Below are 22,960 nucleotides of genomic sequence, written 5' to 3' on the forward strand. Positions count from 1 at the left end.
TTGTTAAGATGATTGGAGAATGTTTTTCCTTTCCTGGAATTCTTCCTTGCTGATTTCTCCAGCGGCAAATCTTTTTTTCAGTAGGTCCAATGGTGTGTCTTTTTTACTTCGCTGACCTGGGATATCGAAGGGCAGGACAAAGATCCAGGACAATAAAACCAACCATATGCACCATCAGAAAAAATCTATTCCCCAATAGCTGTTTTCATAGAATACCATAATTTTTAAGTATAGATGACCAGACATCCGATCTGTACAAAGATGAGGTGATTGCTATCGCTAAACTTATTCAATTATTATCAAAACTTGCATTATTCACACATTGGTACACTAGAATGAGGTGTGTGAATAATATAAGCTAATCACAAAGTTGTATAATATGTAGTGGATATTAACAGCCATCTTTGTTTATCCCAAATCAATAGCTTTATGGAACCTTTATTTCACTATGAAACCGTTAGCGAGGCAATAGCCGAACTTACCAAACAGGGGTATACTACCGATTTTAACCTTGATCAGAACTTTCTATACGCAAATGGTGTGGTGTTAGAACCACATCAGTTCGAGATTGTCCAGGTTTACCGTTATGAGGGCAATACCGACCCAGCAGATGAAGCCATTGTGTATGCCATCAGGTCGGAATCGGGCCTTAAAGGCATTTTGGTTACCGGTTATGGTGCCATCATGGATGGCGTTTCACCACGAATGTTGGACAGGCTTCATTATGACTTGAAATGATAGTTAGAACATATCTAGCAATACATTAAGCTAACTAGGTGGAGTATGCTCATCCAACTTTTTACCATTGCTTTAATTTCTGTTTTTCTTTGTAATGTCCCGGCGTATCAATCCGAAAAGGCTCATGTAAGCATTGGGTCACCTAAGCCAGGGCAAATCTGGCAATGAGATAGCCACTGCAATCGTTCATCAATAGATGAAAATTGGTAAGAACTATAAAGATGATGGTTACGTAATGGCTGAAACAATATTCGCAGGTAAAGAGGTAGAAAAACTTTCAGGCCAAAATGTTTTTCCATTGAGGCTACGTTTGGTAAAGTATTCCCTGGGATCCCTGAAAACCTCTTTATGGATCAAGGTTCCATTCCACGCAGGCAATTGGTATTGATAACAATAAGGGCCAGATGAGCTGTTGGGTAATCGGCATTGCTTTGTATTTAGAGATGTAGCGTTAAAAAAAACTTGATCAGTCCATTACCAGTACGGCGGCACCTTCCAGTTTTCCATTTCTTAGTGCTTCCAAAGCCATGTTGGCCTCCTCCAGTTTAAAGGTAGTGATGTTGGCTTTTACGGGGATCTTCGGTGCAATCGCAAGATAATCTGTAGCATCCATGCGGGTAAGGTTGGCCACTGAACGTAATGTTCTTTCTTCCCACAGTATATCGTACGGAAAGGAGGGGATATCACTCATGTGGATTCCTCCGCAAACAACGGTTCCACCTTTATCCACATCCTGCAGTGCTTTGGGTATCAGTGGACCAACAGGGGCAAATATGATCGAAGCGTCCATAGGTTTTGGTGGTGTTTGGGAGGAATCTCCGGCCCAGGCTGCACCAAGACGGAGTGCAAACTGTTGGGCTTTACGATCTTCATCGCGTGTAAAGGCATAAATTTCTTTTTTTTGCCAATTGGCCAGTTGGATCAATAAGCTTGCTGCGGCGCCAAAGCCATAGAGCCCAATCCGCTTTGCATTTTTATCGATCATCTTGTAGCTGCGGTAACCGATCAGTCCGGCACACATCAATGATGCCGCGGTCGGATTTCCATAACTGGGATCCAATGGGAAACAGTAATCCTGATGTGCAAGCGTATATTCTGCGTATCCTCCATCAATGTCATATCCTGTAAACTGTGCGTTTTCGCAAAGGTTTTCCATACCTTTTAAACAATAGCGACACTTTCCACAGGTGTAGCCCAGCCAGGGTATTCCTACAAGATCGCCTTCTCTCAAGTTAAGAACTGTAGTTCCTGTTCTAACAACCCTAGCAATAATCTCATGTCCCATCACCAGTGGCAGTTTGGGCCTCGAAAGTTCACCATCCATGATATGGAGATCTGTGCGGCAAACGCCGCAAGCAATGATCTTCACCAGTACCTGATCCGCAGCGGGTTTGGGAACATCCAGGTTTTTAAGTACTAATGGTTGCCCTGGGGCTTCCATCACCATGGCTTTCATTTTGCTGGGATATAATTGATGTTTTTTTTGCATGATCTTTTTTGGTGAAGGATTGGGTTATATGGCTACACGTTTTCGAGTTCGGTTCTGCATGCGAACGAGGAGCTCTTAAACAGCGATGCTGTTAAGCCGGTAACCTGCTTAAACTGACGCGAAAGGTGGGCAACACTACTATAGTTGAGTAGGTAAGAGATTTCGGTGAGGTTAAGCTCATGGTAGAGAATCAGTTCTTTTGCTCTTTCGATTTTCTGGCATATGATGTAGTGTTCAATGGTATTTCCAGTTCCCTGCGAGAAAACATTTGCTAGGTAGGTGTAGTCATGGGCTATTTTTTCACTCAAGTAGTTAGAATTTTTCACTCTGGGTTTTTCTTCAATATAATGAACCATATCGATGATGGTATTTTTGATGAGCTCAATAAGTATAGCTTTCTTGTCCACTATGAGTTCAAAACCGTAGTTTGAAAGTGCTATTTTTAATTGCCTGTATTGGTCTTTTGTTGGGGCTTCCTGCATATCCACCTCGCCAAGTGAGATATAATTGTAGGATAGACTAAGATGATCAAGTTTGTCTTTGACTATCATCTTGCAGGGCTTGCTAACCATATTCCTGATATGTAGTTTCATAGTTGGGCCGTTGATGATGATTGGAAACTAAAATTACATGCGCTACTAATCGTTTGCTACACCAAAATTGTAGATTATTGGATTGGTTTGGAATGATTGACATCATCTGATCTAGGGATTCTCGTCACCAATTTGATGAGCATTGCCAACATCGATGACGACGATCATTTTGGCATAAGTATAATAGGATCACCTTTATATATCATCCATTAAATCTATAACCATGGCTATACAGACCATTAATCCTTTCACCAATAGTGTGGTTGAGAGTTACGAAGAAATGCCTCCCGAAGCGGTAAAGGCGATTATTTCAATTGCCGACGAGGCTTTTCAGCATTGGCGTAAAACCGCTTTTAGTGAGCGGGCAGCACTTTTGCACAAGGTAGCAAAGCTGATGCGTGCCCAAAGCGATCAGCTCGCCAGATTGATCACCCTCGAGATGGGTAAACTGCTCGCCCAGAGTAAGGGAGAGATTACGTTAAGTGCAGACATTATCGATTACTACGCCGACCACGGCGAGACATTCTTGAAAGACCAGCCACTAAACCCAACATTTGGAGAGGCCTATATTAAAAGTACCCCTATTGGCGTGCTGCTTGGTGTTGAGCCGTGGAACTTTCCATTTTATCAGGTGGCTCGTTTTGCAGCACCAAATATTATGGCAGGTAATGTAGTGCTGGTTAAACATGCCAGCAATGTTCCGCAGTGTGCCCTAGCTATAGAGAGGCTGTTTAGGGAAGCGGGTGCTCCAATTGGAGTTTATACCAATCTTTTCTTGAGTGGCAGTCGTGTAGATGAAGTGGTTGCCGATGTACGCATCAAAGGCGTTGCGCTTACGGGAAGTGAGGCGGCTGGTGCAAGTATAGCCGCTGCTGCCGGTAAAGCACTTAAAAAATCGGTATTGGAACTTGGCGGAAGTGACGCTTTTATCGTGCTTGCCGATGCTGATATCGAACAGGCGGTTCATTGGGCCGTGATCGGAAGGATGAACAATACCGGACAATGCTGTGTGGCCGCCAAAAGGATTATTGTTGTAGAAGAGATTGCAGAAGAGTTCCTGAACAAGTTCAAGGCTAAACTAACGGGACTGAAAGTTGGCGACCCTATGGAGCCACAGACTGAACTAGGCCCTTTGAGTTCGCAGGGGGCTGCCGATCAGCTCATCGATCAGGTGAAGCGTAGCGTAGATGCTGGAGCAAAAGTATTGCTAGGCGGTAACTTGATTGATCGCGATGGCGCATTTATCGAAGCCACAATCATCAGCGATATCAAACCGGGAATGGCGGCTTATCAAGAAGAACTTTTTGGTCCTGTAGCAGCATTTTACCGCGTAAAAGATGAACAGGCGGCAATCGAACTGGCCAATGATTCCCCTTTCGGGCTTGGTGGCAGCATCTTCACCCAAGACATCGAAAAGGGAAAGCGTTTGGCAGAACAGATCGATACGGGCATGGTCTTTATCAACCACCCCACCTGGACACAGGCAGACCTTCCCTTTGGTGGCACCAAACGTTCAGGTTATGGCAGGGAACTTTCCAGTTTGGGCATACAGGAATTCGTGAACAAAAAGCTCATCAGGGTAAGCAAGCTTACCGATCCCTTTTAACAGTAACGGAAATATTTGATTGGAAGCTGGTATCAGGTGTCGGTTTCATTTTTTAAATGATAAACATCATGATAGCTTCATCACCACTGAAAAAAGAATTTGGAAGAAATGAAAAAACGCATTGTATTTGATCTAGATGGAACCTTGGCCCTCAGCAAGTCGGCCATAGACGCAGAAATGGGTGGGCTTTTGGATCGATTGCTTGAAGTGGTCAAAGTAGCCATCATTTCAGGTGGTGATTGGCCGCAGTTTCAAAAGCAGGTAATTGCCAGTCTTTCCGGCTCGGAGGCTTTTGGCAACCTTTCTATACTTCCTGCCTGTGGAACCAAATATTACAGTTACGCCCAACAATGGGAAAAACTTTACGAAGAAGATTTTACTACTACGGAGAAAAAGCAGATTTTCTATGAGCTTAATGTGGCCATTATCGACAACGATCTTATTCCGAAACAAAAATAGGAAGAATTGATCGCCGATAGGGGGAGCCAGATTACCTATTCTGGTCTGGGCCAAAATGCGCCACTAATAGAGAAGCAAAAATGGGATCCTGACTTTGCAAAACGAAAGCGGCTGAAAATAATTTTGGATGTAAAACTGGCTGGCTTTGCCGTAAACTTGGGAGGAGCAACTTCGGTTGACGTGACCCGAAAAGGGATAGATAAGGCCTATGGCATTGCAAAATTAGCAGAGAAATTATTCCTAAAACCTATCGAAATGCTGTTTATCGGTGATGCGTTATTTGAAGGTGGGAATGATCAGCCAGTGCGCAAAACCGGAGCTACCTGCATTCAGGTGAGTGGTCCGGAAGAAACCAAGAAAGTTATCGAAACGGTTTTGGCTTTGTGGGTTTAATGGCATTAAAGATTTACGCTTAATTCTTGTCTTCAGGAAGCTTGTCTGGTAAGTCCAACTGGGCCACTCCAATCCGGTTATCGGCCATTCCGTAGTAAACGTCGTACCTGTCTGGACAGCCAATATCACTGCGCTGGTCTATTCCTGTCGGAAAAACTACATCGCCCACCATTCCTATACGTTCTTGGGGTAGCTCTGGGCTTAGTACCGGATCAGTTGATCGGTAAAGAATTTTATGGGGGTTTACAGTATCCAATACCATTACGCCCGCTGCATAGACCAGTTCGTCGTGGATATCTGGTGTGCTGTTTCCCTGCATCACTCCATGGTATACAAGTAGCCAGCCGTGCCTGCTCATTATCGGTGGTGCTCCTGCGCCAATCTTTAGCCTTTCCCAGGACGATTGTGGAAGTGCAAGCGGACTGTTTGAAGCAAACCTTGGTAATGGGCTGCTGTGATATGGCTTGCTATTGAGGTGGCTATAGGAAATCCAGATGCACTCGTGATGGTCCCTAATTCTTCTTTCCTTTGGCTGTTTAACGAAATCTTCTGGTCTGGTACCCGGAAAAAGAGGACGGTGCAGCATCACCAATGAGGGATGGGCATGTGGGCTCAACAATGCTTTGGGGAAAATACAGGCATCCTTGTTGTTGACCTCATTAAACTGGATGTAGTTATAGGGCGCAAATTTCGCAAGTCCTAATCGTTCCCAATGCAACAGGTCTGCAGATACGGCCAACGCAATTCTCGGGCCGGCAGCAGAAAATGCGGTGTAGGTCATTACAAAGCTGTTGAGTGGTTCTACAAAGGTAATCCTGGGGTCCTCGCAGCCTCCTCCTCCATTTGGCCTCTTCTCATAATCAGCTTCGGGCTCCAATGCAATTCCGATTCGCTGTACACCAATCGGATCTCCTTTTGGGTTAAAAAGAACCCTGGCGATGCCAATACGTGAGTAGTTGCCTTTTGCCACCATTCTGGGAAATAGATAAAGTTCTCCATCAGGACCTCGGACTACGGCAGGGTTAAGTACACCTTCTACCTCTAAGGGGTTTCCAGGTTCTGGCTCCATGATTATGCCCAGGCGTTTCAGTTCAAAAGGATCCATATAAAAAATAGTTAAATCTACGTCTTCGGTGAGGTACCCTGTTAATGTGGGTTGGTGGTTTTAGTGATGGTTATCATTGTTGGTCAGCTGTAAATATTATGGCTTGGCTAACGCTTTTAACAATAGTTTAGCGACATCTGCTGAGGATGCGGGATTTTGGCCGGTAATTAAAAGTCCATCTTGTTTGACAAAGGAATTCCAGTCCGGACCTTTACAGTACAGTCCGCCCAGCTTCTTCAGCTCATCTTCTACCAAAAACGGAACGATATCGGTTAACTGAACGGCCTCTTCTTCTGTATTGGAGAACCCGGTTACCAATTTGCCTTTTACCAAGGGACTACCGTTTGGCGATTTTACTTTCATCAGCACCCCTGGTGCATGGCAAACAAAAGCTATGGGTTTATGGTGTACATAAAAATCTTCGATCAGTTTGATAGATGTACCATCGTTCGCCAAGTCCCACAAGGGGCCGTGGCCTCCGGGATAGAATACAGCATCATAATGCATCTCGTTTACCGTATGGAGTGGAAGTGTACGCGACAGTTTTTCTTTGAGGTCTTTGTCCTTGTCAAATCTCAGCGTAGCCGATGTCTGCGCATCGGGCCCTTCGCTTTTAGGGTCTATTGGCGGTTGTCCGCCCTCGGGCGATGCCAACGTTATTTTTGCGCCCGCATCAGCCAATATATAATAAGGTGCTGCAAATTCCTCTATCCAAAATCCGGTTTTCTTTCCGGTTTTCCCCAATTCACTATGGGAAGTCAATACCATTAATATTTTCATTGTTTATTTTTATAATGTTTGACCGATTAAACTTTAACGATCATTTTTCCTTCATTACGGCCTTCAAACAGACCCAGAAATGCCTGAGGAACCTGTTCAAATCCTTCGTAAACGGTTTCATGATAGGTAAGTTTCCCTTCGGTCAACCAAGTGGTCAGCTGTGTAATTGCGGCAGGGAATTCGGATGCAAAATCACCTACGATAAATCCCTGTATCAGTGCACTTTTTTTGATCAGCACAGGCTGGATATAAGGACCAAGCTCGGGGACGGAGGAGTTATAGAGTGAAATGGCTCCGCATAAGGGAATACGTGCATGCTTATTGATGGTGGCCAACACACTATCCGATAGCTTTCCGCCTACGTTGTCAAAATAGATATCCACGCCATCTGGGCACGCCGCTTTGATGGCCTGGCCCAAATCGTTAGTGGTTTTATAGTTGATCGCTTCATCAAAGCCGAATTTTGATTTGATCAGGTGAGCTTTTTCATCCGAACCAGTGAGGCCAACCACGCGGCAGCCCAGCAGTTTGCCCACCTGACCGGCAATGCTGCCAACGGCTCCTGCGGCTCCCGAAACCACTAGCGTTTCGCCCGGTTTTGGAGAACCGATCTTGGTAAGGCCAAGGTAAGCAGTTAGCCCTGTCATGCCCAAAACACCGAGATAGGCAGTTAGATAGGCTGGGTGGTTGGCGATCGCCTGCAGACTTTTGCCATCAGACACCTGGTATTCTTTCCACTCCAGGTTTCCCAATACAAGATCACCTACCTTAAATTGCGTGTGATTTGAATCGGTTACTTCAGCAATAATTGCAGATCGCAACGGTTTATTCAGTTCAAAGGGTGGGATGTAAGACTCGCTATCGCTCATTCTGCCTCTCAAATATGGATCAACAGAGACATAACGTGTTTTTAACAGAACTTCACCATCATCGGCCGAAGGCACTTCTTCGATGATTATCTTAAAATCACTCAGATCGGGTGTGCCGACTGGTCTTTGATGTAAAACGATTACTTTGTTCATAAAGACTATTCATTAATAGTTAGATCTGTAGATTCATTGTAAAGGTGGTAATCCCTATCCCTCTTGCCATTACATAATTATCCAGAAAGATTATATCATTCGCACATTTCTGTTTAGGCTAAATGGGGTAGATAACGGAGAAGCTCTTTTACCGCAAGATGGCATCGGGCATTGATCTAATCGAACTGGGTAGTATACAATTGGTAATATTTGCCTCTCTTGGCCAATAGCGCATCATGGTTGCCCCTTTCTATTATCTTACCATTTTCGAGTACGATAATCTCGTCTGCATTTCTCACGGTAGAAAGGCGATGGGCGATCACAAAACTGGTTCTGCCTATCATCAATTGATCCATTCCCCGTTGGATGTATTGTTCGGTACGCGTATCTACAGAACTGGTGGCCTCGTCCATGATCAAAATGGCCGGTTGTGATACGGTGGCACGGGCAATGTTCAACAGTTGCCGTTGTCCCTGACTAAGATTGTCGCCATCTTTTTGCAGAACGGTAGCATACCCCTTTGCTAATTGCTGGATAAATGGATCTGCTCCTGCCAATTTGCAGGCCTCGATTACCTCATTATCTGTAGCTTGCAATTGTCCATAGCGGATATTCTCTAGTACAGTTCCTGTAAACAAATGGGTATCTTGGAGCACGATGGCCAAAGCCTGACGAAGATTGTTGCGCTTGATATGTTGGATGGGAATACCGTCTATGGTGATTTCGCCCGACTGTATGTCGTAAAATCTGGGCAACAGATTCATGATGGTAGTTTTGCCCGCACCTGTAGCACCAACAAAGGCGATCTTCTGTCCAGCCTTCACTTCCAGCGTCAGGTTTGTGATTACCGGATGGGCGGGATCATATCCAAAAGTCACCGACCTGAAGTTTACGTTCCCTCTAACATTCGCCAATACTACAGCATCTGGAGAATCGGGCAGTTCTGGTATTTCATCCATGATCTGGAACACCCGCTCTGCTCCGGCAAGACCAGATTGGATGCTGTTGTACTGGCTGGATATTTCATTTACCGGGCGGCCAAACTGCCTTGAATACTGAAGGAACGCAGCAAGTCCGCCAAGATCAAAACCCTTCAGTATCGCCAATAACCCGCCAACTATTGCCGTAAGGGCAAAGTTAATGGTATTCAAATTCTGGATCACGGGCATCATCACTCCGGCATACAACTGGGCCTGAGTAGCTTTGTCGCGGAGGTCGTAGTTGAGTTTTTCAAAGGCTGCTTCCACACTCTGTTGGTAGCCAAATACTTCTACCACCTTCTGTCCGTTTACCATTTCTTCTACATAACCGTTAACCGCACCGAGGGCAGATTGCTGTGTAGCAAAAAATACCTTGCTCTTTTTGATAATCCCTGCAGCAAACCATAGCATTAGTGGAACAATGAGCAGGGTAATGAGGGTTAATTCTGGACTAATATATAACATTAGAGCAAAAATCCCAACCAAGGTGATACCGCTACTGAACAGCTGGAGCACACTTGTATTTAAAAGATCACTGATATTATCGGTATCATTGGCAAAGCGGCTCATCAGATCGCCCTGGCTATGAGTGTCGAAAAATTTTAGAGGAATGGATTGTAGCCTGCAAAAAAGCTCGCTCCTAATCTTGCTAACCGTCTGTTGCGCAACATTTATCATCAAGCGGTTTTGTAACGTTGCGGCAACGGCCGAAATAAGGTAGATCCCGAGCAGTAGAGCCACCATTTTGATGAGGCCAGGTACATCTTTTGGGATAATGTAGTGATTGATGATGGGACGTAACAAATAGGATCCTGAGAGTGTGGCACCAATGTTCAATAGTAACAGCAACAAGATAACCAGGAGCTTTAATTTTTGCCTGCCAAGATATTTCCAAAGCCGCAGGATGGTTTGAAGGGAATGTTGTGGTTTGCCCGTTTTAATTCTCCCATGCCTGCCCGGTAGTCCGGATAGGCTTGCTTTGTTAGCATTGATGTCTTGCGTTTTCATTTGATAGTAGGTTGTAACTGCTGTGACCTGCAAATTTCACGGTAAAGCTGACTTGTTTTTAGGAGTACGGAATGGGTGCCGTTTGCAATGATTTCACCTTGGTCCAGCAACAGGATCCGATCGGCCGACTGGATGGAACTGATGCGCTGGGCGATGATAATGATAGTGGTATTCTTAAGGTATAAATTGAACAGTGACCTTATTTTTGCTTCTGTAGTTACATCAACTGCGCTGGTGCTATCGTCCATAATGAGGATGAGGGGCTGACTTAATATTGCCCTTGCCAAACATAGACGCTGCTTCTGTCCGCCAGAAAGGTTAACTCCACCTTGGCCCAGCACGGTTTGGTACTGATTGGGGAAGCCCATGATAAAACCATGTGCCTGTGCATATCTGGCAGCAGTGTGCAGCTGTTGGCTGGTAGCCTGTGTATTTCCCCATTTGAGGTTTTCAGCGATAGTGCCAGAAAACAGCTGGTTTTGCTGCAGCACCAGATTAACGCCCGCACGGAGGTTGGCTAGGGTATAGTCTTTAATGTCATGATCATCGATATAGATATGTCCGCTCGAAATATCATATAACCGGGGAATGAGTTGTACCAATGTGCTTTTTGCCGATCCGGTAGTGCCAATAATGGCCACTGTTTCGGCTGGTGAAACGGTAAAACTGATATTTTTTAGCAAGGTTTTTTTGCCGAGTGTATGATAGCTGAAACAAACGTCCCTGAATTCGATCTTTCCTTGGGTCAGCTTAAGGTCTTTAGTGATAGATATTTCCGAATTTGAAATGCTTGGACTGGTATGTAACACATCCAATATGCGTTCTGAAGAAGCTTGCGCCCTAGAAAGTGACATGATTGTCATAGAGAGCATCATTAAGGACATCAAAATTTGGGTGATATAGGTAATGAAAGACATCAATTGTCCAATATGGAAGGTATTGGACATGATCTTGTTGCCACCAAACCAAACGATGGCTACAATGGAAACATTCATCACCAGTTGCATGATCGGCATAATCAATATCACCGTTCCAGATGCTTTGACCGCCATCTTTTGCAAGTGCTGGTTTTTTAGGGAGAACTTGTGCTCTTCAAAATCCGCTCTGGCGAATGATTTCACTACCCTCACGTTCATGAGGTTTTCCTCCACCACACCGTTGAGCTGATCCAGCCGTTGCTGCATTTTTTCGAAAAAAGGAATTCCCCTTTTCAAGATGAGGTAAATTGCGGTAGCTAGTACAGGGATGGCCACAGCAATGATAGAGGCCAGCGAGGCGTTGATCCTAACGGCGATCACCACAGCGAAGAGCAGCATAAGTGGAGCCCGGATCAATAGGCGCAGTGACATCATGATAACTTCTTGCAGGATGTTCACATCATTGGTGATCCGGGTGGTTAACGAGGCAGAACTGAAGCGGTCCAGATCGGCAAAGGAAAATTCCTGTATTTTTTCGAACATGCCTTTTCTTAGCTCGGTGGCAAAACCTACCGATGCTTGGGAGGAATAATAGATATTACCGATGTTAGCAACAATGGCAATCAACGATAATAGGATCATTACCCCGCCTATTTGATAAACAAAGGAGAGGTTCTTTTGACTGATTCCCGTATCTACAATCTTCGACATTAGTTCGGGCTGTACAATTTCACAGCAAACATCGATCACTACAAGAAGTGGAGCAAACAGCAAAGCTTTTTTATATTTATGGAAAAAGATGAAATAGCTATTCATGGATCTTATGCCTGATGGGGATGGAAATGCTGAGGCTTGAAATACAGCTTTGGTTAAAGATGCCTTTTCTGAGCTGGTGGCCGTTATATAATTTGATTGTTGATTTATATTATTCACACCTGTCGGATTTTTTTGTGGCCTTAATCCGTAATTTGGTGTATATTAATCTGGTAATCTATGGCAAAAACAGGAAATTTCGTTGAAAAGCATTATGTTACTCGTATGGGATGGCTTAGGGCTTCGGTACTTGGCGCCAATGATGGTATCCTTTCTACCACCAGTATTGTGATTGGTGTGGCTGCTGCTTCGTCAGAGCGGCATACAATCGTACTAGCTGCACTGGCTGGACTGATGGCAGGCGCAATGTCTATGGCTGCAGGAGAGTATGTTTCGGTGAGTTCTCAGGCCGATACCGAAAGTGCCGACCTTAAAAGGGAGGCAGAAGAACTCCGTACCATGCCCGATGAAGAGTTGCAGGAATTGGCACAGATCTACGTAGGGCGTGGTCTGGATGCCGAACTGGCACTACAAGTGGCGGAACAATTGACCAAACATGGCGCATTGCAGAGCCATGCCAAAGATGAGCTGGGCATGAGTGAAATCACAACTGCCAAGCCACTACAGGCTGCCTTCGCTTCTTTTGGTTCATTCACTATTGGAGCACTCCTTCCGTTTATGGTGTCTATTTTAGCTCCGCTAAAGTACATGGTTTACCAACAATATATTTTTTCGATTCTTTTTCTAATGGTATTGGGTGCAGTAGCTGCCCGAACTGGAGGTTCACATATAGGAACGGCAATGCTGCGGATCGGTTTTTGGGGCACCGTAGCCATGGGTGTAACTGCGCTGGTTGGACATCTGTTTGGTATGAGTACCGGATAAAAGTTCTTAAGATTCCTTGCAAAAAAATACTACGGTTTTTTATGGTGTTCGCTACCTGATTTATGGAAATGTCCCATTATATCTGCACATTCCTTATGATTTTTTTCGGGTTGTTTTTTTTGTTGCGTTTTGTGCTGTTGGGGTTTAACAATCTGAGCGTTTACTACGGTAGTTTCAAAAGCGATTGCAACAATTAGAAAGATTAACTTTTTCATTATCGTATTGAATAAAAGGTTTCAGAATTATTTCTGTCGCCTGCAATAAAGGTAGATAGATTGCCATACATGTAAAATGCTTCCCATCAACCCTATGGTTGGCGCTTATCATCTGTGTTTTTAATAGGCTTCTGATGCTTTGATCTAGCTCCTTTACCTACTTTCATACTTCTTTTTACAGGCACCGGCCGGCCGATGCTGTTACAACGGTATGTTGCATAACTTGGTGGAAGGATTTGTGCTGGAGCTTGTTGAGGCGGAGGTACTATTCTAATCGGACGGGCAGGAGCTTATATTGGCCTATCTATTGTAATTCGTTGTGTTGGCCCATTCAAATTTTCATTGAAATCCCTGATGTAATCCTTCTCGGTACCTTTATACAGGCTCCTATAGTAATATCTTGGATAATGCGAGGTGTAGAAATCATGATGCATCCAAGGCTGCAATGCCTTAGTGTTGAGCGCAACCGTAAAGGCATCATAGAGATCGTAGCCGGCATACGCTATCGGCAATGAACTGGAGATATAGATACTCAAAATCCCATCTTGAAAGATCATAGTAGATTTCTAGATCTGGAAAGTAATAATAACGTAAACCAGCACTGTAGGGTGGCGCCCAAGCAGGGTTCGGATATTAATTTCTAACCCTGGCTAACTGTGCAACCGTTTAAACCAAGGGTGATGCTAGTTAGCAGCAGTGCTATGGTTAGTTTTTTGATGGCTGTCATATTATTAAGATTTTTTGTTATCTAATTGATTTTTAATTGATTAATTTAATTCTGATTTCAGTTTGGGCAGGTGATGGTCGGCATAACACAGCATAATTTTTATCAAGCCTTATCGGCTATTGGTAGTGTGAATCATATAAGAAATAAGCAAAATTGAACAATCTTGTTGATGAAATAACGTCCAGCTTTGGTCTGGATGATCAAGTTCAATCACATAAAGCAGATGGCAAGACAAACAGCATTGATAACAGGGGCAACTGGCGGTATTGGTTACGAAATTGCCAAACTTTTCGCCGCCGATGGGATAGATCTGGTTTTGGTGGCACGTCGCAAAGAGGAACTAGAAGATGTTAAACTCGAATTTGGACGATATCCGATAAGTATAAATTGTTTTGACATGGATCTTTCCATAGCTGGAAGTTCAACTCGGTTATATCAACATTGCTTGTCGGTAGATATCAAGATCGATTACCTGGTTAACAATGCGGGTTATGGCGATTATAACAAGGTAGTGGATGCAAAACCTGAACTTTATGCCAATATGCTTCAGCTAAATGTGTTGGCTTTAACAGACCTAAGCACGCTTTTTGTAAAGGATATGGTTATTAGAGGCTCGGGAAAAATTCTCAATGTGGGCTCTCTGGCTGGGTTCCAACCTGGGCCAATGATGGCTGTATATGCGGCTTCTAAATCGTATGTGATGCATTTTACCGAGGCCCTGCATGCCGAACTTAAGGGTACTGGTGTTACCGCAACGGTCCTAAGTCCGGGATTAACCAAAACAGGGTTTGTAACAAGGGCAAAAATGGAAAGCGCGGCTTTTACCAGTGGATATCAGTTAGATGCAGGACAGGTAGCAAGTTGTGGTTATAAAGCGATGTTTGCAGGAAAACTTAACGTAGTGCCCGGCCTGTTCAATAAAATATTGGCCTTTGCCACTGGAATTACGCCATCCAGAACACTGTTGTTGGCCATGTCCGCTTATGTGATGCGTAAGAAAAATAATAGATAACCAATAAATTTTCAGCTATTGACCACCATCAACGCTGGGGATGACCTTGCGCATAGTACGATAAACCATGTTGTGCCTAAATTGCACTTCACTTAAACCTAAAAAAATGAAAAGGATACTTTTACCGGCCATTGGCCTATTCCTGCTTTGCCAATCGGCCATTGGCCAAACCTATACCATAGACAAGTACCATACCCGCGTAAGCTTTAGTGCCACTCACTTTGGGATTTCGCATGTGGAGGGAAATTTCAAAACAGTAGATGCTTCGCTCATTTCAAAACGAAAGGACTTTACCGATGCAGTGATTTCTTTTACCGCACAGGTAGCCTCTATCAATACCGATGTGGAGTTTAGGGACAATGACCTTAAAGGTGCGGCCTATTTTGATGCCGCAAAATATCCGGAACTAACCTTTAAGAGTATCGCATTTAAAAGAATAAAGGGAAATAGCTATGTACTGATCGGAAACATCACCATTCATGGGGTAAGCAAACAGGTGGCTTTTAGCGTAACCTATAATGGCACCGCTATAACGGCCATGAAACAGCCTACTGCTGGATTTACGATCAAGGGCACCCTGAACAGATTGGATTTTGGTGTAGGAAGTGATCCATTGACAAGCGGGGTAAGTAACCAGATCCAGGTTTCATCGAACATCGAATTTACCATTGGTAAATAATTAACGGTATAGCATGGACAAAGAGAAAATACAATTGTTAACCGCTTAAATATAAAGCCATTGCTCAAATAACGTGATCCCTCGGCTAATAAGGGCGATTATGGTCATAGCCTTCTTATGCTGGCGGTATCGGCAAAATGGGGGCGGCAGCAAGCGCATGTCTCCGGTCGGGTACCGGACTGCTAAATGTTTATGTACCCAAATCAGAAAGGTCGATCTTGCGGACAGCTGTTCCCGAGGCCATGCTTGGCTTTCGCGAAGATAAAACCGACTTCACCAGTATTACCGCAGTAGGGATCAGGGTATGGGAGTGGGGAAGGATAGCAGGAAGGCCTTGAAAAATCTTCTCAAATCCTTTAAGGGGCCGTTTTGTTAGATTCAGATGCACTGAATGTGCTGGCCAACAATCGCAAACGTTTTAAGAAACTCCCTAAAGGAACAGTAATTATACCCATCCTAAAGAGTTCGATAGGCTATTTGGCCCACATGTAAGTGAAGAGGAACGAAGAAATGTTGCCGTTGATTTGGCGGTTAAGCTCGAGTTGGTCATTGTATTAAAAGACCATCAAACCCTAAAAGCGATTATGCCAAAAAGTTAAGCAAAGGTCTTTTCGAAACAGGATTAAAATTTAGCCATGTAAAGATTGAAAACAATTTTAGCTCCTTCTTTAGCACTGATACGCAACATACACAAGATATGGGCAGCAATGATTTTTTGTATCAGGAAACCATTTTGGCTGCCTATGCAAATCAGAGGTTAGCTTTGGGCAAATTTTCAATGCTGTTAGGACTAAGGGGTGAGCAGAGCTTTACCACAGGTAATTCCGTTACCTTAAATAACGAAGTAGAAAGACAATACCTTAATCTTTTTCCAAATGTTTCGTTTGGCTTGGAAGACCTTTATATAATAAGTTGAATCCATTTATAATGGTTACAAGTACTTTTACGACCAGAAGTGGCAACCCGAACCTTAATCCATCGTATACAGATAACCTGAGGTTAGCTTTTGCCTTAAAAAGTAAATTCACGATTGCTACTTCTTATAGCCATGCCAAAAATGTAATTACGGATCTGCGAACGAGGGATCCACAAAACCAGATCACCAATAGCTTTAAAACCAACCTAAGTTCTTATCGTAATATTGGTTTTAATGAATCCTATAGCAATAAAATCTTCAAAATTCTGCAGCTTAATTATGGTTTGGGGCTTTCTTTGAAAAACCACCTATTTCAATCAATTTATCTACAAAATTGGTTCGAATTGTGCACCGTCACTGACCCGTTAATTTGAAAGCAGTTCTGAAAGGATTTGTATTGTCCGTTATTTTGTTCCCGATAAATCTAGCCAAGTGGAATTGTTGGCGGTGAAATATTGAGTAAAGATTTTAGAAAAGAGCAACTTAACTTTATAGCCCTCACTACTTAAAGTCTCCATTTGGCAACAACGGTCTGCAAGTCGAAGTAGACTTAGGCTGCTCGCTGATTATTGATGTAGCGATATCATTTCCACAACCTCAGAAGAAACACGGTGTATGCGCCAATAATAATGCTCCAAAACATAAAATACTCAAAATTAGTTTCAGGGAATTTTGAGGATTGAGATAGATAGGCACTTGCTAAAAGAAGCAACAATATTGCAATACTTATGGTCAGAATAAGTCTTTTTGGAGTTTTATGTTTTATGGACGGGATTTCAGTAGCCGTTACTTCTAATAGGTTTTCAATATCAAATCCAAGTTGATCGGCAAGTACGTTCAAGGTATACGCCCTCGGTATTACAGCTCCGGATTCGATCCGTTGAATAGAACGAAGACTCAGCCCTGAGCATTCAGCAAGTTGCGATTGTGTCAAACCTTTTGCAAGCCTGCGCGTTTTGATCAGATGGGCTATTTTTTCTCTGCTTTCTGCCATAGGACATATACGCCATTCTTGCGCCATTTGTATTTGTCGTATGATGGGCGTTTACAAAACTAATAAATTTGATGCTTATCGAAAATATATGTTAGGTATACTCATTGAACTCGTTATTTCATTTTTATTGCTAAAATATGTTGCTGGTCAAGATATCGAAGTGCTGGGGCTAAAGCCCAATAAGTTAAGGATTACCCAACTATTGGTGGGTATTTTATGGCCGATTGTTTTTTATTGCCTTTACGAATTTGTGCTCGCTTACTTTGTCCATAATCCATATAGGTTAAATCAACCCTACAGATTTACGGATTTTTTGAATTCAGCCGGCTATGTGCTCCGTACGGTAGCTTATGAAGAACTTATTTTTCGGGGTGCCATTCTTTACCTTCTTATTGAAAAGATCGGTGGTCAGAAGGCGCTGCTATTTTCTGCCTGCGCTTTTGGTATCTATCACTGGTTTTCGTGGCAGGCTTTCGGCAATCCGCTACAGATGCTGTTTATTTTCTATACTACGGCAACTGCCGGCTTCCTATTTGCCATGGCTTACCTGCAAACTAGATCTATGTATCTTCAGTTCGGACTGCATTTTGGCTGTAATTTTGCCACCATGATTATCTTCTCTAAAGATAAGACAGTTGGTGCGCAATGGCTTGTTAAAAGTTTTTCAAAGGATCCCTTTGTACCTATTGCCGTTATTTCTATAACCGTTCTGATTATTCATTTTATCGGATTTCAGCTATTTACTTACTGGTTGCTGAAGAAAAGTAGGCTGTTGAACAGGAAAAAATAAACTCATGCAATTTAGTAAGATGCTAGGCGCTGTAATCAGTCGTTTTTGTTCATTTCTATAAGTGAGGCCATGTTGGAATTAAAGTTAGGCAGATCTTTGTCTAACATAGAGAAGAAGGCTAAGTCTGCAGTTTCTACACAGATAATGGCCTTTTGGAGTACGATTTCCCCAGTCTCGGTTAGGCTGATGGATTTTGCCCTGGTATCGGTTTGATGCGCTTTTCTAATAATGAATTTTTTTTCTTCCAGGGTACGTAATACCTTCGATACCATCATCCGATCCGCATTGCCCTGGTTGGCGATATCAACTTGGGTAATATCGTCGCTTTCTCTGGAGAGCCAGGCCAGTGCGCAGAGCAAAGCAAATTGGGTATGGGTCAGATCCAAAGGGTCAAGTACACGCTTCAACTTGCGTTGCCATAACATGGTCAACTGTCCAAGGAGGTAACCCGGGCTATCTAGAGGGCTCTTAAAATGGAATTCTATTTTTTTAGGCATAATCTTATTTGAGCATTTGTGAGGATATCAGTTCAAAATCGTGTCTTTTGATCTCGAAAAAGCCAAAACGGAAAGGATAGCCCCAACTTTTTTTGTTGTGGATGAAATCTAGTTCACCTATCAAAGGTAGGATAGAAATATCTTTGCTCGGCAAAAATTCTATATTTCGCCTCAAGGGGCAGAAATCTTCAGAAACCTGGAAATGATAGGGCTGTTCATCTGTTACCTTGCCAATGGCGGTAAATTGCTGGCATAGCTGTGGCTGTCCCATGGTCTGTTTCCCAGAATAATAGATGATAAAATCACCTTTGCACATTCTTTTTAAGGGTGAGGCCTTCCCATGGCAAGCCTGCGCAATTCCCTCAGCTATACCATTTTTAACGTGGTCTTTGGAGGCTACGATGATCCAGTATTTTGTACTTTCATTTTCCATGTTGTGGTTGTGTTAATTTGGCTGCAAAAAAGTGATGTTGTATCCATCAGGGTCTTTTACGATTAGGGTTCTTCCGAATGGCGTGGTATTGATTGATCCGAGAAGTGCAACTTCCATTGAAATAAGCTGTTGATGGAGATCCTCGATATTTCCATCAATGGCAAACCATAACGATGTGCCGATGCCAAGCTCTTTTCCCTCTAGGTTTGTTATGGGTTTTCTGATGGCAAAGCTGGCCTCACCTTGTTTATAACTAAAAATGCAAGCTTCAAGTGTCAATATTGATATTTCAAATCCCAGTTTGTTGGTGTAAAAGTCTTTTGAAATGTCTAAATCCCTAACTTGAAGGGAAGCAAAATCTAATTTTCTCATGTTATTTATTTTATTGTTGTCGTAAATATAATATTCACGACAACAATATGCAATTGTTTTTATATTTAATTTTTCCTTGATCAGGATAACCTTCATGTGGTCAAATAGTTAAAAAAAATTAAATGGCATAATTCATAGACAAAATAGTCGGAATTATTTATGGATACTGAACCGGGTTTTAAAGCAACTTTTAAAATACAGTTTTTTAGGCGTGAAATTTATCAATGTAGCGATATGCAACCATTGCTTTCTGGATTACACCTCATTAACTAGCCTTGCAAACTTATTTCTGTACTCAATTGGCGTAAGGCCCGTCAATTTCTTGAATATATCTCTAAATGATTTCGTATCTGTATAACCTACATCGAACATGATTTCGGTCACGTTTTTTCTCGATGCTTCAAAGAAGGTTTTGGCGGCTTCTATCCTTACCCTTTGTATATACTCTAAGGGGGTATTGTTGGTGGCTTCTTTAAACCTTCTTTCAAAAGTTCTACGACCAGAATTGATCAATTTGGCCAAAGTTTCTATCGATATTTTATCACTATAGTTTTTTTCGATGTAATCCTGCACTTTTTGAATATCCTCATCACCATGATTTCTTTGACCTTTAAATATGGCGAATTGAGACTGGCTATCTCTTCCAATATCCAAGGCAAAGTATTTGGAAACCATGATCGCAATTTCTCTATCCGAGAACTTTTCGACCAAGTATAATATCAAATTCCACAAACTACTGGCTCCACCACTGCTGTAGATATTATCGTGTTCTGTAATGATGGCTCCATCTTCTACACCCACATTTGGGTATCTTTCTTTAAACTCATTGATATAGGCCCAATGTGTAGAACATTTTTTGCCATCGAGTAGACCTGTTTCGGCCAAAAGAAAAGCACCAATACACAAACTGGCCAAACTGGAGCCCTTATCATGTAACTTTTTAAAATAAGGTATGGCTTCTGCATTGGCTTTGATGCCTTTGGTGGTATCGCCAAAAGTAGGGGGTATGATCAGTAGGTCTGTTTCGGCCACATCTTTGAGCAAGCGATCAGTTTTGATCATGTATTCGCCATTGTTGGCAGGTACATATTCATTTAGGCCTACGTATTCAACCTTGAAAATAGGTTTTTTACCAAATGCAGTTAAAAACTCATTGGCGGTATGGAAAGTTCTGAATGGTGGTGTAACAGCTTCAATTACCCCATATTCAGGCACAAAGACAGAAATCTGCATATCAATACATCTTATTGAACCACAAGGTAAAAATTATTTTGTCATAATCCACCCCTTATTTGTCGTTTTCACAACAGCCTTACCTTTAAGTTCTGGTGTAGTTTTGAATGGTAAAATCAACCCATAAAAAGAATGACAAAATTAACACGAATTACGGTAGAAGCAACAGTGAATGCTCCCGTAGCAAAAGTATGGAAAACTTGGAACACGCCAAGCGACATTATGCAATGGAATACCCCTGATCCTAGTTGGCATACCCCAAGCAGTGAAAATGACCTCAAAGTTGGTGGTCAATTTAAGAATAGGATGGAAGCTAAAGACGGAAGCTTTGGTTTTGACTTTGAAGGGATCTACGACAGCGTGGTATTATATCAAGAGATTACTTACACCATGGGTGATGGTAGACAGGCTACTACCTTGTTTACTGAGCAAGGTGGTAGAACCCATATCGCCACCACTTTTGATCCCGAAACAGAAAATGAACCTGAATTTCAGAAACAGGGATGGCAATCGATCTTGAACAACTTTGTAAAATATGTCGAATCAAATTAATTTATCTAAACAGATGAAAACAAATAAAATTATCTTTTGGGTGGCAACGGTCATCATTGTACTTTGGGAAGGTGTAATGCCATTAAGTACCATTCTATTTTCAGCAGCATATGTAACGGCTGGCACTAAGCCCCTAGGCTATCCTGATTACTTTGCCTATGCATTGATCATCTGTAAAGCATTAGGTGCATTGGCAATTGTCTATCCTAAAACACCGAGTAGGTTAAAAGAATGGGCATATGCTGGGCTTACATTTAACTTGGTCTTCGCTTTCATCAGTCATGCCTGTGTAGATCAAAACGTGGGGTACATGCTCATGCCATTGGTAGTGTTGGGCATACTTGTTGTTTCTTACATTTATAATCGTAAACTAAATTTCAATAACCATGGAAAATAACTCGGTTTCTTTGCACAGGGTGATCAAGGCGAGCCCCGAAAAAGTATTTAGGGCATTTGCAGACCCATTGGCCCATTCAACATGGCTACCCCCTTATGGCTTTATATGCACCGTACAGCAAATGGATTTTAAAGAAGGTGGTCAATTTAAGATGACGTTTATCAATTTCAGTACAGGAAATGCCCATTCTTTCGGTGGAACGTACCTTGAAATCAAGCCAAATTCATTCATTAAATACACCGATACCTTTGATGATCCCAATTTACCAGGTGAAATGACCACCACCATATGGCTGAATAAAGTTCTGTGCGGCACCGAACTTAAGGTAGTACAAGAAGGTATCCCAGCAGTGATCCCTGCCGAAATGTGTTATTTAGGTTGGCAAGAATCTTTAGAAAAATTAATGAAGCTGGTAGAACCTGAAATTCCGGATGCTTAACACTACTGTTATGACTAGGCCTGACTGTGATCAATTTGTGAGTGCGGTTTTCCTTACCTTTTCTGGAAACTGTAAGGAGGCGCTCACATTTTACCAAACCTGCTTTGGTGGTTCATTGCGATTTGAAACTTTTGAAAAACAATTGCAAGGGTATACAGATATGCCTGTGGTGAGTGGTTCGCTTGTTTCTGACGCCATCATTATCCACGGCTCTGATCTGGTGCACAATGAAGGAAGGATACTAGGCAACCATATGGCAATTTTTATACAGTGTACAACTATTGATGCGAGAAGAGCGCTCATTGAAAAACTGGAATTTAACAAAAAGGTTTCTTCGGCCAGCAATGAGGAGGAAAAGCTAATCGAAATTACTGATGCTTTTGAGGTAAGGTGGATCTTGTATGTTTAACAATAGGCTAAATTCAAGTTATAGACAGCATGCTTGTAATTTCAGACCTATCCCTAGTTTTAAAGCAGTGCTAAAAAGAGCTGCTTTTTTTGTTTTTTTACTGCTCAGATAAAGAATTCATTCAGTCTTGTTCTGAAATGATAGCCAAGTAAACATAGTTTTAATAGCCAATTGCTAATCGAAAAAATATACGACCAATATTATTGCATTCTGGTTACTTAAATTGATCGGTGCATGTGAAAGCCGTCCATCAAAAAACATGGAGTCCCCTTTTTTGAGAACGATATCCTCATTCTCAAAACGATAGACGATTTCGCCTTCAATGATATATTTATATTCAAAAGCTTCTGTTACAACTTGTGTTCTTTCCGCACCCGGCTCTAATGTAAGTAGCACAAAATCAATGGTACTACTTTTAAGACTTCTAGAGAAAATTCTTTGGTAATGATAACCTGTTGCATCTTCTTTTTCAAAAGGTGTTAATTCTTCTTTTCTTATAATTAGAAT

The 22,960-nt window shown here is 42.5% G+C and carries 31 protein-coding genes; 15 read left to right on the top strand and 16 right to left on the bottom strand.

Annotated elements, in window-relative coordinates; translation table 11 throughout:
• Positions 1-3: 3 nt before the first annotated feature.
• Positions 4-162 (bottom strand): SHOCT domain-containing protein, encoded by a 159-nt coding sequence (locus JHD79_RS23190; RefSeq protein ID WP_370583345.1) that lies wholly within the window; start codon positions 160-162, stop codon positions 4-6.
• Positions 163-429: 267 nt separating this feature from the next.
• Here JHD79_RS23190 and JHD79_RS15770 point away from each other — a divergent pair, with 267 nt between their 5' ends.
• A complete protein-coding gene (locus tag JHD79_RS15770) occupies positions 430-738 on the top strand; it encodes a phosphoribosylpyrophosphate synthetase (protein ID WP_199120263.1) in 309 nt (102 codons plus the stop codon).
• Positions 739-1,204: 466 nt separating this feature from the next.
• Here the strand turns inward: JHD79_RS15770 and JHD79_RS15775 are convergent, their stop codons facing one another.
• Positions 1,205-2,227 (bottom strand): zinc-dependent alcohol dehydrogenase family protein, encoded by a 1,023-nt coding sequence (locus tag JHD79_RS15775; RefSeq protein ID WP_199120264.1) that lies wholly within the window; start codon positions 2,225-2,227, stop codon positions 1,205-1,207.
• 32 nt (positions 2,228-2,259) lie between these two features.
• Entirely contained in the window at positions 2,260-2,820 is a 561-nt protein-coding gene (locus JHD79_RS15780) for an AraC family transcriptional regulator (protein ID WP_233164738.1), read from the bottom strand.
• A gap of 223 nt (positions 2,821-3,043) precedes the next feature.
• Here JHD79_RS15780 and JHD79_RS15785 point away from each other — a divergent pair, with 223 nt between their 5' ends.
• From JHD79_RS15785 to JHD79_RS22850, 3 genes are all read left to right on the top strand, one after another.
• Entirely contained in the window at positions 3,044-4,426 is a 1,383-nt protein-coding gene (locus tag JHD79_RS15785) for an NAD-dependent succinate-semialdehyde dehydrogenase (RefSeq protein WP_199120265.1), read from the top strand.
• 108 nt (positions 4,427-4,534) lie between these two features.
• On the top strand, positions 4,535-4,885 hold the full coding sequence (locus JHD79_RS22845; RefSeq protein ID WP_233164739.1) for a hypothetical protein: 351 nt from the start codon (positions 4,535-4,537) through the stop codon (positions 4,883-4,885).
• A 6-nt stretch (positions 4,886-4,891) separates the two neighbouring features.
• Positions 4,892-5,278: a hypothetical protein gene (locus JHD79_RS22850; RefSeq protein ID WP_233164740.1), complete on the top strand. Its 387-nt coding sequence runs from the start codon at positions 4,892-4,894 to the stop codon at positions 5,276-5,278.
• 19 nt (positions 5,279-5,297) lie between these two features.
• Here JHD79_RS22850 and JHD79_RS15795 read toward each other — a convergent pair whose 3' ends face one another.
• The 5 genes from JHD79_RS15795 to JHD79_RS15815 all read right to left on the bottom strand — a co-directional run bounded on the left by JHD79_RS15795 (position 5,298) and on the right by JHD79_RS15815 (position 12,023).
• Complete coding sequence (locus JHD79_RS15795) at positions 5,298-6,383, bottom strand: glycosidase (RefSeq protein WP_199120266.1); 1,086 nt, start codon at positions 6,381-6,383, stop codon at positions 5,298-5,300.
• 96 nt (positions 6,384-6,479) lie between these two features.
• Positions 6,480-7,163, bottom strand: coding sequence for a type 1 glutamine amidotransferase domain-containing protein (locus JHD79_RS15800; protein WP_199120267.1), 684 nt, complete (start codon positions 7,161-7,163; stop codon positions 6,480-6,482).
• Positions 7,164-7,189: 26 nt separating this feature from the next.
• Positions 7,190-8,185, bottom strand: coding sequence for an NADP-dependent oxidoreductase (locus tag JHD79_RS15805; protein ID WP_199120268.1), 996 nt, complete (start codon positions 8,183-8,185; stop codon positions 7,190-7,192).
• Positions 8,186-8,361: 176 nt separating this feature from the next.
• Entirely contained in the window at positions 8,362-10,173 is a 1,812-nt protein-coding gene (locus JHD79_RS15810; RefSeq protein ID WP_199120269.1) for an ABC transporter ATP-binding protein, read from the bottom strand.
• The gene (locus JHD79_RS15815; RefSeq protein WP_370583346.1) at positions 10,170-12,023 is read right to left on the bottom strand and encodes an ABC transporter ATP-binding protein; all 1,854 of its coding nucleotides are present in this window, start codon (positions 12,021-12,023) and stop codon (positions 10,170-10,172) included. Before JHD79_RS15815 ends, JHD79_RS15810 begins: the two co-directional genes overlap by 4 nt.
• 60 nt (positions 12,024-12,083) lie before the next feature.
• On the opposite strand from JHD79_RS15815, the gene JHD79_RS15820 reads away from it, so the two are divergent.
• Positions 12,084-12,788, top strand: coding sequence for a VIT family protein (locus JHD79_RS15820; protein WP_199120270.1), 705 nt, complete (start codon positions 12,084-12,086; stop codon positions 12,786-12,788).
• A 29-nt stretch (positions 12,789-12,817) separates the two neighbouring features.
• Here JHD79_RS15820 and JHD79_RS15825 read toward each other — a convergent pair whose 3' ends face one another.
• Complete coding sequence (locus JHD79_RS15825) at positions 12,818-13,003, bottom strand: hypothetical protein (RefSeq protein ID WP_199120271.1); 186 nt, start codon at positions 13,001-13,003, stop codon at positions 12,818-12,820.
• A 290-nt stretch (positions 13,004-13,293) separates the two neighbouring features.
• On the bottom strand, positions 13,294-13,560 hold the full coding sequence (locus JHD79_RS15830) for a hypothetical protein (protein WP_199120272.1): 267 nt from the start codon (positions 13,558-13,560) through the stop codon (positions 13,294-13,296).
• A 393-nt stretch (positions 13,561-13,953) separates the two neighbouring features.
• Here JHD79_RS15830 and JHD79_RS15835 point away from each other — a divergent pair, with 393 nt between their 5' ends.
• The 5 genes from JHD79_RS15835 (at position 13,954) to JHD79_RS23010 (ending at position 16,711) form a co-directional block, all read left to right on the top strand.
• Positions 13,954-14,742: an SDR family oxidoreductase gene (locus tag JHD79_RS15835; protein ID WP_199120273.1), complete on the top strand. Its 789-nt coding sequence runs from the start codon at positions 13,954-13,956 to the stop codon at positions 14,740-14,742.
• 106 nt (positions 14,743-14,848) lie between these two features.
• A complete protein-coding gene (locus JHD79_RS15840) occupies positions 14,849-15,421 on the top strand; it encodes a YceI family protein (RefSeq protein ID WP_199120274.1) in 573 nt (190 codons plus the stop codon).
• A gap of 137 nt (positions 15,422-15,558) precedes the next feature.
• Positions 15,559-15,759 carry a hypothetical protein gene (locus JHD79_RS15845; protein ID WP_199120275.1) on the top strand — a complete coding sequence of 67 codons (201 nt, stop codon included), beginning with the start codon at positions 15,559-15,561 and terminating at the stop codon, positions 15,757-15,759.
• A 215-nt stretch (positions 15,760-15,974) separates the two neighbouring features.
• Positions 15,975-16,337 carry an outer membrane beta-barrel protein gene (locus JHD79_RS23005; RefSeq protein WP_199120290.1) on the top strand — a complete coding sequence of 121 codons (363 nt, stop codon included), beginning with the start codon at positions 15,975-15,977 and terminating at the stop codon, positions 16,335-16,337.
• An 11-nt stretch (positions 16,338-16,348) separates the two neighbouring features.
• Complete coding sequence (locus JHD79_RS23010; protein WP_199120276.1) at positions 16,349-16,711, top strand: outer membrane beta-barrel protein; 363 nt, start codon at positions 16,349-16,351, stop codon at positions 16,709-16,711.
• A 209-nt stretch (positions 16,712-16,920) separates the two neighbouring features.
• Here the strand turns inward: JHD79_RS23010 and JHD79_RS15860 are convergent, their stop codons facing one another.
• The gene (locus JHD79_RS15860; protein ID WP_233164741.1) at positions 16,921-17,358 is read right to left on the bottom strand and encodes a helix-turn-helix domain-containing protein; all 438 of its coding nucleotides are present in this window, start codon (positions 17,356-17,358) and stop codon (positions 16,921-16,923) included.
• Positions 17,359-17,419: 61 nt separating this feature from the next.
• Here JHD79_RS15860 and JHD79_RS15865 point away from each other — a divergent pair, with 61 nt between their 5' ends.
• Positions 17,420-18,121, top strand: a complete 702-nt coding sequence (locus JHD79_RS15865; RefSeq protein WP_199120278.1) for a CPBP family intramembrane glutamic endopeptidase — start codon at positions 17,420-17,422, stop codon at positions 18,119-18,121.
• Positions 18,122-18,156: 35 nt separating this feature from the next.
• On the opposite strand, the gene JHD79_RS15870 is transcribed toward JHD79_RS15865, so the two are convergent.
• From JHD79_RS15870 to JHD79_RS15885, 4 genes are all read right to left on the bottom strand, one after another.
• Positions 18,157-18,618 (bottom strand): MarR family winged helix-turn-helix transcriptional regulator, encoded by a 462-nt coding sequence (locus JHD79_RS15870; protein WP_199120279.1) that lies wholly within the window; start codon positions 18,616-18,618, stop codon positions 18,157-18,159.
• Between the two features lie 4 nt (positions 18,619-18,622).
• Positions 18,623-19,051: an EVE domain-containing protein gene (locus JHD79_RS15875; RefSeq protein WP_199120280.1), complete on the bottom strand. Its 429-nt coding sequence runs from the start codon at positions 19,049-19,051 to the stop codon at positions 18,623-18,625.
• Between the two features lie 12 nt (positions 19,052-19,063).
• Entirely contained in the window at positions 19,064-19,423 is a 360-nt protein-coding gene (locus tag JHD79_RS15880; RefSeq protein ID WP_199120281.1) for a VOC family protein, read from the bottom strand.
• A 255-nt stretch (positions 19,424-19,678) separates the two neighbouring features.
• On the bottom strand, positions 19,679-20,656 hold the full coding sequence (locus JHD79_RS15885; protein WP_199120282.1) for a GlxA family transcriptional regulator: 978 nt from the start codon (positions 20,654-20,656) through the stop codon (positions 19,679-19,681).
• Positions 20,657-20,788: 132 nt separating this feature from the next.
• Between JHD79_RS15885 and JHD79_RS15890 the strand changes: the two genes are divergently transcribed.
• The 4 genes from JHD79_RS15890 to JHD79_RS15905 are packed head-to-tail and all read left to right on the top strand — an operon-like array spanning position 20,789 to position 22,453.
• Positions 20,789-21,208 (top strand): SRPBCC family protein, encoded by a 420-nt coding sequence (locus JHD79_RS15890; RefSeq protein WP_199120283.1) that lies wholly within the window; start codon positions 20,789-20,791, stop codon positions 21,206-21,208.
• Positions 21,209-21,221: 13 nt separating this feature from the next.
• Positions 21,222-21,605 (top strand): DoxX family protein, encoded by a 384-nt coding sequence (locus JHD79_RS15895; RefSeq protein WP_199120284.1) that lies wholly within the window; start codon positions 21,222-21,224, stop codon positions 21,603-21,605.
• Complete coding sequence (locus tag JHD79_RS15900; RefSeq protein WP_199120285.1) at positions 21,595-22,044, top strand: SRPBCC family protein; 450 nt, start codon at positions 21,595-21,597, stop codon at positions 22,042-22,044. The genes JHD79_RS15895 and JHD79_RS15900 overlap by 11 nt, the downstream gene beginning before the upstream one ends.
• 10 nt (positions 22,045-22,054) lie before the next feature.
• Positions 22,055-22,453, top strand: a complete 399-nt coding sequence (locus tag JHD79_RS15905) for a glyoxalase (protein ID WP_233164742.1) — start codon at positions 22,055-22,057, stop codon at positions 22,451-22,453.
• 174 nt (positions 22,454-22,627) lie between these two features.
• Here JHD79_RS15905 and JHD79_RS15910 read toward each other — a convergent pair.
• A partial coding sequence (locus JHD79_RS15910) for a cupin domain-containing protein (protein ID WP_199120287.1) occupies positions 22,628-22,960 on the bottom strand: 333 nt, incomplete at its 5' end.

The sequence above is a fragment of the Pedobacter sp. ASV28 genome (assembly GCF_016428855.1).
Classification (GTDB): domain Bacteria; phylum Bacteroidota; class Bacteroidia; order Sphingobacteriales; family Sphingobacteriaceae; genus Pedobacter.